The 11,170-nt window shown below is 63.7% G+C and carries 10 protein-coding genes and 1 tRNA gene; 8 read left to right on the top strand and 3 right to left on the bottom strand.

Annotated features, from left to right (window positions below; genetic code table 11):
• The first annotated feature begins 86 nt into the window (after positions 1-86).
• The 5 genes from QX135_RS15685 (at position 87) to QX135_RS15665 (ending at position 5,322) form a co-directional block, all read left to right on the top strand.
• Positions 87-1,259 (top strand): hypothetical protein, encoded by a 1,173-nt coding sequence (locus QX135_RS15685; RefSeq protein ID WP_316180522.1) that lies wholly within the window; start codon positions 87-89, stop codon positions 1,257-1,259.
• A gap of 72 nt (positions 1,260-1,331) precedes the next feature.
• Complete coding sequence (locus QX135_RS15680) at positions 1,332-2,210, top strand: hypothetical protein (protein ID WP_316180524.1); 879 nt, start codon at positions 1,332-1,334, stop codon at positions 2,208-2,210.
• 112 nt (positions 2,211-2,322) lie between these two features.
• Positions 2,323-2,396, top strand: a tRNA-Gln gene (locus QX135_RS15675).
• Between the two features lie 308 nt (positions 2,397-2,704).
• The gene (locus tag QX135_RS15670) at positions 2,705-4,933 is read left to right on the top strand and encodes a tetratricopeptide repeat protein (RefSeq protein ID WP_316180526.1); all 2,229 of its coding nucleotides are present in this window, start codon (positions 2,705-2,707) and stop codon (positions 4,931-4,933) included.
• Positions 4,934-5,163: 230 nt separating this feature from the next.
• Positions 5,164-5,322 carry a hypothetical protein gene (locus tag QX135_RS15665; protein ID WP_315781062.1) on the top strand — a complete coding sequence of 53 codons (159 nt, stop codon included), beginning with the start codon at positions 5,164-5,166 and terminating at the stop codon, positions 5,320-5,322.
• Between the two features lie 39 nt (positions 5,323-5,361).
• Here QX135_RS15665 and QX135_RS15660 read toward each other — a convergent pair whose 3' ends face one another.
• A complete protein-coding gene (locus tag QX135_RS15660) occupies positions 5,362-5,883 on the bottom strand; it encodes a hypothetical protein (protein ID WP_316180528.1) in 522 nt (173 codons plus the stop codon).
• Positions 5,884-6,092: 209 nt separating this feature from the next.
• On the opposite strand from QX135_RS15660, the gene QX135_RS15655 reads away from it, so the two are divergent.
• The gene (locus tag QX135_RS15655) at positions 6,093-6,542 is read left to right on the top strand and encodes an NUDIX hydrolase (RefSeq protein WP_316180530.1); all 450 of its coding nucleotides are present in this window, start codon (positions 6,093-6,095) and stop codon (positions 6,540-6,542) included.
• 10 nt (positions 6,543-6,552) lie between these two features.
• Here the strand turns inward: QX135_RS15655 and hpaD are convergent, their stop codons facing one another.
• Together hpaD and QX135_RS15645 are read right to left on the bottom strand one after the other, a co-directional pair.
• Positions 6,553-7,470, bottom strand: a complete 918-nt coding sequence (gene hpaD / locus QX135_RS15650) for a 3,4-dihydroxyphenylacetate 2,3-dioxygenase (RefSeq protein WP_315776881.1) — start codon at positions 7,468-7,470, stop codon at positions 6,553-6,555.
• A 170-nt stretch (positions 7,471-7,640) separates the two neighbouring features.
• A complete protein-coding gene (locus tag QX135_RS15645; RefSeq protein WP_316180532.1) occupies positions 7,641-8,162 on the bottom strand; it encodes an Hsp20/alpha crystallin family protein in 522 nt (173 codons plus the stop codon).
• Positions 8,163-8,667: 505 nt separating this feature from the next.
• On the opposite strand from QX135_RS15645, the gene QX135_RS15640 reads away from it, so the two are divergent.
• Complete coding sequence (locus QX135_RS15640) at positions 8,668-10,422, top strand: ATP-binding protein (protein WP_315739682.1); 1,755 nt, start codon at positions 8,668-8,670, stop codon at positions 10,420-10,422.
• Positions 10,423-10,582: 160 nt separating this feature from the next.
• Positions 10,583-11,167: a peroxidase-related enzyme gene (locus QX135_RS15635; RefSeq protein WP_315739681.1), complete on the top strand. Its 585-nt coding sequence runs from the start codon at positions 10,583-10,585 to the stop codon at positions 11,165-11,167.
• Positions 11,168-11,170 lie beyond the last annotated feature (3 nt).

Below are 11,170 nucleotides of genomic sequence, written 5' to 3'. Positions count from 1 at the left end.
ACTGCCGCGCCATCTCCGCGTTGGCCACGCCCTCGCCGACGCCATGAAGTGGGCAGCGAGCTTTGGCCAGAAGAAGGGAAAGCGCAGTGGCGCTGCCTGAGGGTGTCGAAAAGGTCACCGTTCGCAAGAAGAACGGCAAGGCCTACACCTACTACTACTGGAATCCCGGACGCGGTACCGATCGCGAAGGCGAGCGCATCAAGCTGCCGAACGCCGACACCGAGCCGCGAGCATTCTGGACCGAGGTCGAGCGGCGCCAGGCCTCCATTCGGACAGCATTTCCCGCGGGATCGATCGGCGATCTCATTTCGCGCTATCGCGCCAGCGACGAGTTCAAGCGCCTGGCTGACGGCACCCGCTCGAACTACGAAGTGACCATGCGCCGCATGGAAGAGCAAGGCGCGGCGCGTGTGCGAGATCTGACGCCGTTTGTCGTGCAGACAGCCCGCGACGCAATGAAGGCCACGCCGGTGATGGCGAACCAGATGCTGTCCGTCGGACGCACCATCTTCGATTGGGCGATCCCGCTTGGCCTTGCGGAGGCAAACCCGTTCGAGAAGGTCAGGGACTTCGACATTCCCGACCGTGGCCATGTGCCATGGCCCGATTGGATCGTCGATGACGTCCGGGCGAACGCGTGGCCGGACTTGGTCCGGATGACGCGGCTCGGCATCATGACATGCCAGCGCGGCAGCGACCTGATCCGCATGGGGCCGGAGCATCGCGACCGCAACGGGCTCTGGTGCCGGCCAAAGAAGACCCGGAAGCGCCGCCGCGCGTTCCACATTCCGCTTGCTACGGTCGACGCGATCGAGATCGACCGCTGGGCCGAAACGCCTATGACGTTCACAAACACGCGTTGGCTCAGGCCGATCGAGCGCTTCCGCGAAGACCTGTACCTCTATTCGCCGAAGGGCGCGCAATACACCCCGGACGGCCTGCGGGCGCGATGGGGCCGTTGGTTGGAAGGCACGTCGGAAGGCAAACAGCTCTGCCGCCGGTGGAAGGAATGGGTCGCCGGCCAGGTCAAAAAATACGAGTGGGACATCGACCCTGAGGATGCCGACCACCCAACGATCCATGGCCTGCGCGGCACCGGCATCCTGGCCCGCGCTGAGCAGGGTTACGAGGTCGACCAGATTGCCAACGACATCGGCATGTCGCGCCAGAACGTCGAGCACTACATGCGGTTTAAGGACCAGATGAAGGTCGCGGCAGACGGGCAGAAGCGATTGCGAGTGGTGCGCGCTGAAATTTAGCGATGGGCCGGTATAACCGCGCACGCAACCTGTGGTATGTTGAGCCTTTCGGCCAACAACTCGTAGAACACGATGTCTGACCAAAACACCACCGAAACGGGAAGCGAACAGCCCAAAGCAATGGAGTTCAGCTCGTTTTTGCAGGCCGTACACCCGACGGTAATGAGACCATGCATCGGCGCTTGGACGACGAAGGTGGGCAAAGGTGGCTGGCCTGCCCGCTTCGCTCTATGTCCCGATATCAGGCTACACTGCGAGACATGCGACGGCGAGCACTGGTTCCGCGGTAAAGACCTTGAGATGAAGAAGCAGAGTGGGCCCGATCAACTGTACCTGACGTACCGCTGCAGTGACTGCCAGCAACAGGTGAAGATTTTCAGCGTGTATCTTGCTCCGTCTGAAGCAAGTGATGACGGTGGGGCTCAAGTTTACAAGTTTGGCGAGTACCCAAATTTCGGGATACCCGTGCCAAATAAAGTACTGAAGCTATTCGACGGCGAGGATGCTGAGAACTTCAAGAAAGGTCGCCGTTGCGAGAGCCAGGGCTTGGGAATCGGCGCATTCGCCTACTACAGGCGTGTTGTGGAGAACCACAAGAACGATATTTTTGAGCAGATCATAAGAGTCTGCAAAAAGCTCAATGTTGCCGAGGACCTGGTGGCAGAGCTTGAGGACGCAAAAAAAGAGACACAATTCCTCAGATCGATCGAATCCATCAAGGCAGCATTGCCGCAGGGACTTCTCATCGAAGGACACAATCCGCTGACTGCCCTTCATGGCGCACTCAGTGGCGGACTGCATAACGAATCCGATGCCGAGTGCTTGAAGAACGCACGCGACATCCGCCTCGTCCTCGCCGCCCTAGTTGAGAGAATTTCCCTGCTGAAGGAGGATAATTCGGAGCTGAGTTCGGCTGTGCAGCGCCTGATCGCAAAGCGCGCAAAGGACTAGACCGCGAACTCCGACTTGGCTATATCACCGCCAGCAAAGTGGCCGATTTGCAAAACTCTCGGCCCCGATTGCAAAACTTCCGAAAATAGTGTTGGAATATCAACACCTTCGGTGGGGAATGGTGTAACGGTAGCACAACAGACTCTGACTCTGTTTGTCTTGGTTCGAATCCAGGTTCCCCAGCCATTTCGGCGCTGACCCACTATTTTTGAAGTCAGCCGGTTTCGACTCGCGAACGAAACGTCCCCCCGTCGTCGCGCACGCTTCGTCCCGTCACTGCACCTCGGCGTCTCCGCGCACTTCGTCCTCGGAGAGCTCTGTCGATCGCAGCGGTGCCCTGTTCTTCCAGATCCTCCAGCGCGATGCTTGCGATGGCGGATGGTCGACACCGCCTGACCCGGCGCCGAATTGCCGGGAACACAGTCCTCCCGATTGCGAATCGGCGAAAACAAAACAACCATTGCGAGCGATGAAGCGCTCCCCGGAGGAAACACTTGCAGAGCAGCGTTGGCTCCCGCGCCTTTCAAAACGCAAGGCTGCAGAAGCGCGCCAAGAAACAGGCGGACGTGCTGTTGCCAGCGGCGGTCAAGGCCTACCGCGAAGGCCGACATCCGGAAGCTCAGGCACTGTGCCAGCAGATCCTGCAGGACCTGCCGCATCATTTCGGCGCCCTGCATCTGCTCGGCGTGTCCGAGCGGGATTGCGGCCGTTTCGACCAGGCGGTGCTCGTCCTGACACGCGCGGTCGAGATCGACCCGCGCTCGGCCGAAGCCCAGTCCGATCTCGGTCTGTCGCTGTTCCGGCTCGGCCGCTATCAGGAGGCCCGCGCTCGTTACGAACGCGCCGTCGAACTCCAGCCGAACTTCCCGGCCGCGCTCACCAATCTCGGCACTACGCTGATGAGCCTCTCGCGTTTCGAGGAGGCGATTGCTGCGCATGACCGCGCCATCGCGCTGAAGCCCGGCTATGGCGACGCCCACGCCAATCGCGGAATGGCGCTGCTGCTCACGGGCCGGTACGAGGACGCCGGCCAGAGCTTCGATCGCGCGCTCACGCTGCAGCCGCGGTTGCTGACGGCCCTGTTCGGCAAGGGCCTGGTCAGCATGAACCTGCGGAATTTCGATGCTGCACTGGCGGCGCTGACTGCGGCGCTGGCCATCAATCCGAATGCGGCCCCTGCCCTCGCCCAGCGCGGGCGGGCCTATCAGGAGCAGGGCAAGTTCGACGAGGCAGAAGCCGATTTTGACGCGGCACTGGTCCTCGAACCGTTGCTCGAAGACGCCCTGCGCGGCAAGGCCACGGTTTCGCTCGTGCGCGGCAACATCGCCCTGGCGATCTCGTTCGTCGACAAGATCCTGGCGCAGAACCCGAAGCAGGAGAGCGCCTGGACCCTGCTCGGGGTCTGCTCTGCGATGCAAGGCGACATCGCCACGGCAATTGCGGATTACGACCGCGCGCTCGCGATCAACCCGAACTACGAGGACGCGATCACCAAGAAGATCTTCGCGCTGGATTTCCTGCCCGAGATCGGAGTCGAACGTCTCCAGGCAGAACGGAGATATTGGTGGGAAGCGATCGGCTCGCGATTACCCCGTGTCCAACTCGGTGGGCGAGATCTCGACCCCGATCGGCAGCTTGTCGTGGGCTACGTCTCCTCCGATTTCCGCGAGCATTCGGCGGCTCTCGGCTTCCTGCCGATCCTGCGCCATCACGATCGCGCCAAATTCGAAATCATCGCCTATTCCTGTTCGCCGGCAAAGGACGCCAAGACGGAGTTGTGCCGTTCGCTGGTCGATCGCTGGGTCGACGCCTGGCAGTTGACCGACGAGAGGCTCGCCGAGCAGATCCGGGCCGACAAGGTCGACATCCTCGTCGACCTCTCAGGGCATTCCGCCGGCCATCGGCTCACCTTGTTTGCGCGCAAGCCCGCCCCGATCCAGGTCTCCGCCGTCGGCAGCGTCACCGGCACGGGGCTGCCAGTGATGGACTATCTGCTGGCCGATGCGGTGACGATCCCGGCCGCGGTCCGGCATCTGTTTGCCGAAAGGATCTACGACCTACCGTCGCTGATCACGATCGAACCGCCGCCTCCAATTCCACCGTCGCCGCTGCCCATGCTTCGCAACGGTCACGTCACCTTCGGCTCATTCAATCGCGCCGACAAGTTTTCGGAGCCCACTCTGGCTCTATGGTCGAAGCTGATGGCTGCGACGCCGGGCTCTATGATCGTCGTCAAGAACCATGCGATGAGCGATCCCCTGCTGCGCGACCGATTGATCGCCCGCTTCGTCGCCCACGGCATCGCCGCGGAACGCCTCCGTTGCGTCGGAAAGACATCGCGCGAGGAGCATCTTGCGATGTTCGCCGATATCGACATCGCACTCGATCCGTTCCCGCAAAATGGCGGCATATCGACGTGGGAGTCACTGCAGATGGGCGTGCCTGTCGTCACCAAGCTCGGCAGCACCCCCTCGGCACGCGCCGGCGGAGCGATCGTCAAGGCGGTCGGCCTCGACGCGTGGGTCGCCGATGACGACGAAGGCTATCTCGCGGCAGCGCTGAAATTCTGCTCGCGGCCCGGCGAGCTTGCCGCGCTCCGTGCCGAGCTGCCCGCCAGGGTGTTGAATTCAGCCGCCGGAAACGGCGCGCTCTACACGCAGCATGTGGAACAGGGATACCGGACGTTCTGGCGTGACTATTGCGCACGAGCGACGACCGGCTAGCGCTTGAATCAGATCTGGTCCGGCCGGCACAGCGTCGCGCCCGTGCGCCGTTCGACCCATGCCGACGCTTGCGGTGCATCGACGACGCAGTCCCGCCGATCATCGTCGGCTCGCCGGCACGATCCTGCCAGCGTGCGCCCGATCACGGAATTAACCCGTCATTCACCACGATCCTCATCCAGCCGGAACGATGCAATTTGCTTCAAATTGTCTGGCCAGGGAGACGTGACATGACCAAGCTGACGGACCTCGACGACCAGATTGAGCGGGCCGAGCGGCTCGAGCGGAGCATCACGGACACGCTGACGATCGAGCGGCTGCGCCAATTCGCGGCCAAGTGCCGGCGCGAGCGCGAGCGGCTGTCGCAGCACCGGCAGCACGCGGCCTGAGGGGTTTGATCCGCTTTCGTCGGCGGCGGACGCGGCCGCTCACGAGCAGGTCGTCACCATGCTGGTGCAGAGCTGCCGGGTCCAGCCGATGCCTTTCTTCATGCGGATCTTGGCGAAGTCGCCGAAGCAGCCGAGCAGTTCGACAGCCTGGTCGCCGTTCGCATGCGGATCGAGCTTCGGGCTCGAGGTGGCATGGTCGCGATAGATCACCGCACCGTTCTGCAGGCCGCCGACGCCCACCACGCTCCGATGCACGAAGCCCCTGCCCTGAAAGATCACGCTCTCCTTGCCCTGATCGACGTCGTTCAGCACGGCCCGGTCGATCTCGAACCAGTCGCCCTGCTGCGCGGTGAGATGCACGACGATCCAGCCGTCGCTGGTCGGATTCTTCAGCCCCTTGATGATGCTGCCGCCCGGCTCCGCGCGGACATTGGCGCCGTTCGGATCGCGGTCGGCGATGTCGACCTCGACGTTGCAGGCTTCGCGATGAGGCGCCTGCGCAGCGGCCAAGCTCGGCGCCGCGAGCAGCGCCGTCAGCAACAGAATTTTCGTCAGCGTCATGCGGTCAACCGGCCTCGGATTCCTCTCGGATTGGTCGTGCCGCGAGCGCCGCAGTTCAACGCCGCGCGATAGGCGACTGCGCCGGGCCCGCCATGCGCATCGGCTGCCTCGATGGAGCCGGGCCATGGGTGCGGCCCTCACGCAAGACTGCCTGCTTCATTCGAGAAGGTGTTATGCTTGCACGAAGCTGACCCGAAAAAAGTCGTCAGATGCGTGAACGCCCCTCCGCCCGCCTGCTGGTGCTCGATCCCCACGACAGGCTTCTGCTGTTCAAGTTCGTCCACCTTGCCGGCGCGCTGACTGGGACGCAGTTCTGGGCCACGCCGGGCGGCGGCGTCCATCCAGGCGAGAGCTACGAGGCCGCAGCCTGCCGCGAGATGTTCGAGGAGACAGGCATTTGCATCGACGACCCTGGGCCGCAGATCGCGCAGCGCTTGGTCACCTTCACGATGGTCGATGGCGAGGAGGTCAGTTCGGACGAGCGCTATTTCCTCATCAGAGTTGCGCGCGCCGACCTGTCGTCGATGCACTGGACCGAACTCGAGCGCGCCGCGATTGCAGGACAGCACTGGTGGCGGCAGGCCGAACTCGCGGAAGCGGCCGACACCGTCTACCCCGAGGACATCATCGACATATTGACGCGTGCACGCGTGTGGTGACGGCTCCCTGCTACAGCCGTCCTCCTGCAAGCGCCGCAGCGCGCGGGCGGCCGACATCATCGAGCACATGCGGCATCGGGGTCACCGGGAACACCGCGTTGATCTGGCCCGTCCCCGACGACGGGAAGAACGGGGTCACGACCTCGACGCCGCGGTCGTAGTGGTTCCAGCCGAGCGCGCCGAGCAGCATGGCTGTATCGTGCATGAAGCCCTCGCCATGGCCCTTGCTGGCATATTCCGGCAGCATGTCGCAGAAATCCGGCCACTCGCCGTGCTCCCACATCTGGATCACCTCGTGGTCGAGCCGCTCCAGGAACGGGCTGAACATCCGGTCGCGATACTCGTCGGCGGTGCCGTTCTGGGCAAAGCGATGGCTCAGCGAGCCCGAGGCGAAGAAGGCCACCGTGCCGTCGTAATGATCCTCGACCGCGCGGCGGAACGCCCAGCCGAGCTTGGCGCTGTCGGCGAGATAATGCGAGGTGCACAGCGCCGAGACGGATACGACCTTGAAGTGGCGGTCGGGGTTCATGTAGCGCATCGGCACCAAGGTGCCGTATTCCAGCGCCAGCGACGTCGCATCGTGGGCCATGGTGGCAACGCCATGGGCGTTGGCGCCCTCGGCCAGGATGTGGCCGAGCTCCGGGTTGCCGTCGTATTCATACGTCATGTTGGCGATAAAGTGCGGCAGCTCGTTGGAGGTGTAGAGCCCCTCGAAATGCGGCGCGCAATTGATGTGGTAGCCGGCATTGACCAGCCAATGGGTGTCGAACACGACGATGGTGTCGACGCCAGCCTCGCGGCAGCGCCGGCCGATCTCGATATGACCGTCGATCGCCGACTGTCGCTTGCCCTTGGCCGGACCATCCAGCTCGCTGAGATACATCGACGGCACATGCGTGATCTTGGCCGCCAGTGCGAGCTTGCCCATCCTCTCGTCTCCCTTCCGGTCGTTCCCCGGTCCGGCATCGCAGACCGTTTGCTTGGGAGGCAGACTACCCCTGCAGCTCCGCGAAAAAAAGGGCCGCGCGCGCGGCCCCTCCTCGGCGTCCAATCCATCGCCTGTCCCACGATCATGGGACAGAAAGCCACGAGATGCGGTCACGCCGCCTTGATGTCGATGGTCTTGGCGGCCTTCTGCACCTCGGGATTCTTCGGCAGGGTGACCTTGAGCACGCCCTGCTTGAACACGGCCTCGATCTTGTCGGTGTCGACGCCGTCAGGGATCTGGAAGGAACGTTCGAAGGATCCGAAGCTGCGCTCACGGACGTAATAGTCCTTCTTCTTCTCCTCCTTTTCCTCCTGCTTCTCGCCCTTGATCGAGAGCACGCCGCTCGCAACTTTCACCTCGACGTTCTTCTCGTCGAGGCCCGGCAGCTCAGCCGTGACCTCATAGGCATTGTCGTGCTCGGCGACGTCGACCGCCGGCGCCACGGCAAAGGACCGTGCGCGGGCCAGATCCGGCAGTTGGTCGAACAGCGACGGCGTGCGCCAGATCCCGCCATGGAAGTCCTCGAACACGCGATCGATCTCGCGGCGCAGGTTCTCGAACGGCCGCCATCCCTGCATGGATGGCGCACCTGCCTTCTCGGTGTTGACGGGCAGCTTGGTAGGTTCAGCCATGACATCATCCTCCTGCTTCACGCGAGGATCAGGTCCGCAACGGCATGGGCGCGACCGATTTCGTTCGACGAGATCGGCGGCATCCGCTCCCTCGCGCTTGACGGGCAAAATATAGCAGGCACGCCCGGGTTCCAGATTGCTGCGATCAAATCGCTGAGCGGCTGGACGGGTTCGGATCGGCGTGGGACCATCCACTTGGCTTTCGGCAATCTTTCGGCACCGCGCGCCCAGAGCTGAAGAGCCTTACAGGAAGAGCCTCCAGGAAGAGCCTTGGAGATGGTGAACCGGACGTTAATCCGAGCGGCTCGCGCGACGCTTTAGGGAAGGATGCAGAAAGCCTTATGCCGCAAGGTGTTAGGCGCCATTGAGAAGGTGCATTCGCAACGCTCCGCGCGCCCCTCCGACCGCCGGGCTGGGCGGCAGCACGTTCACAAACATTGCCCGCTTAACAAATTTTCCAGTCCCAGCAGAGAAGGTGTCAGCTCAACAATTCACCACAGGTTTCATGACCGTGACATCCTTCGGACGCGTGATCTCGGTGCGGGGCTCCCAGGCCCGCGTCGGCATTCTGTCGACCCAGCAGATGACCGTTTCCGATATCCGCGCCACAGTCGGCCGTTTCATCAGCATCCGCTGCCCGAGCGCCACGATCATTGCGATCATCACCGAGGTGACCAGCGAAGACCTGTCGCATGCCAGCGAATACGTCGCGACGGCGTCGGTGGACCTGCTGGGCGAGATCCTCGGACCGGCCGAACGGCCCAAGTTCCAGCGCGGCGTCACCCACTACCCGACCATCGGCGACGCCGTCGACATGATCACGAGCGAGGAGCTGCGCACGATCTACACGCCGACCGCCGGCGACCACATCGACATCGGCGCGCTGCAGCAGGACACCTCCGTGCGCGCCTGTGTCAACGTCGAGGAAATGCTGTCGAAGCACTTCGCCGTCCTCGGTTCGACCGGCGTCGGCAAATCGACCGGCGTGTCGCTGCTGCTCAACGAGATCCTCAAGGCGCGGCCGAACCTGCGCATCTTCCTGCTCGACGTCCACAACGAATATGGCCGCTGCTTCGGCGAGCGCGCGCTGGTGCTGAACCCCCGCAATCTGAAGCTGCCGTTCTGGCTGTTCAATTTCGAGGAGATCGTCGACGTCCTGTTCGGCGGCCGGCCCGGCGTGCCGGAGGAGCTCGACATCCTCGCCGAGGTGATCCCGCTGGCGAAGGGCATCTACACCCAGTACCAGAACACGGACCGCATCGGGCTGAAGCGCGTCGATCCCAAGATGGTCGGCTACACCGTCGATACGCCGGTGCCCTACCGCCTCGTCGACCTCATCAACCTGATCGACGAGCGCATGGGCAAGCTGGAGAACCGCTCCTCGCGCATCATCTATCACAAGCTGATCTCGCGCATCGAGACCGTGCGCAACGACCCGCGCTACGCCTTCATGTTCGACAACGCCAATGTCGGCGGCGACACCATGGCCGAGGTCATCAGCCACCTGTTCCGCCTGCCGGCCAACGGCCGGCCGATGACGGTGATGCAGCTCGCCGGCTTCCCGGCCGAGGTCGTCGATTCCGTCGTCTCGGTCGTGTGCCGCATGGCGTTCGATTTCGGCCTGTGGAGCGACGGCGTCTCGCCGCTGCTGTTCGTCTGCGAGGAAGCCCACCGCTACGCCTCCGCAGACCGCTCGATCGGCTTCGGCCCGACCCGCAAGGCGATCTCGCGCATCGCCAAGGAAGGCCGCAAATACGGCGTCTATCTCGGCCTGATCACCCAGCGGCCGGCCGAGCTCGACGCCACCATCATCTCCCAGTGCAACACGCTGTTCACGATGCGACTCGCCAACGAGCGCGACCAGTCGCTGCTGCGCTCGGCGGTCTCCGACGCCGCCGCCAACCTGCTCTCCTTCGTTCCCTCGCTCGGCACCCGCGAGGTGCTGGCCTTCGGCGAAGGCGTCGCGCTACCAACCCGGCTGCGCTTCAAGGAGGTGCCGCTGCATCAATTGCCGCGCAGCGAGGCGACGATCGCGACTGTCCGCTCGGTCAATGCCGGACACGACATGCATTTCGTCAGTGCCGTGCTGGAGCGCTGGCGCGGAGCGACCTCGAGCCGCGACGCTGCGAGCGGCGACAGCGGCGCCGGCAGCCTCGGAGATCGCGGCAACCTGTCGGCCTCGCTGGACGCGCCGATGCTGCAGCCCTCGATGGGCCTCGATCCGGACCGCTTCTCGCTGCTGAAGAAGCCGCTGCGCTAAATACGGCGGCGGCCCCTCTCAAATCTCGATCGACGACGCCTTCGAGAAGGCGTTGCGGGCATTCCGCCACGGGGCGAGGTGATGGGCTGAGCTGGACCGTTGCGCCTGCGCCGCGATCCACTAAGGTTCGCCCCCTGCCACACATGCCGGACCCGTTGCCATGACCCAGCCCGCCATCAGCCGCTTTCCCGTTCCCGCAATAGAAGCCCTGCCGGACGACATCCGCACCCGGCTGCTCGGCGTGCAGGAGAAGAGCGGCTTCGTGCCCAACGTGTTCCTGACGCTCGCGCACCGGCCGGACGAGTTCCGCGCGTTCTTTGCGTATCACGACGCGCTGATGGAGAAGGACGGCGGGCTGACCAAAGCCGAGCGCGAGATGATCGTTGTCGCGACGTCGAGCGCCAACCAGTGCCAGTATTGCGTGATCGCGCACGGCGCGATCCTGCGCATCCGCGCCAAGAATCCCCTGCTCGCCGACCAGATCGCGATCAACTACCGGAAAGCGGACATCACGCCGCGGCAGCGGGCGATGCTCGATTTCGCGATGAAGGTGGCGCTGGAGGCGCAGACGGTCGGGGACGCCGATTTCAAGGCGCTGGCCGGCCACGGTTTCAGCGACGACGACATCTGGGACATCGCCGCAATCGCGGCGTTCTTCGCGTTGTCGAACCGGATGGCAAATGTCACGGGCATGCGGCCCAACGACGAGTTCTATCTGATGGGGCGGCTGCCCAAGGCGAAGTGAGCC

Source organism: Bradyrhizobium sp. SZCCHNR1098 (assembly GCF_032489375.1).
Lineage (GTDB): Bacteria > Pseudomonadota > Alphaproteobacteria > Rhizobiales > Xanthobacteraceae > Bradyrhizobium.
Note: the sequence above shows the minus strand (reverse complement) of the source record. Positions and strands in the feature narration are given on the sequence as shown.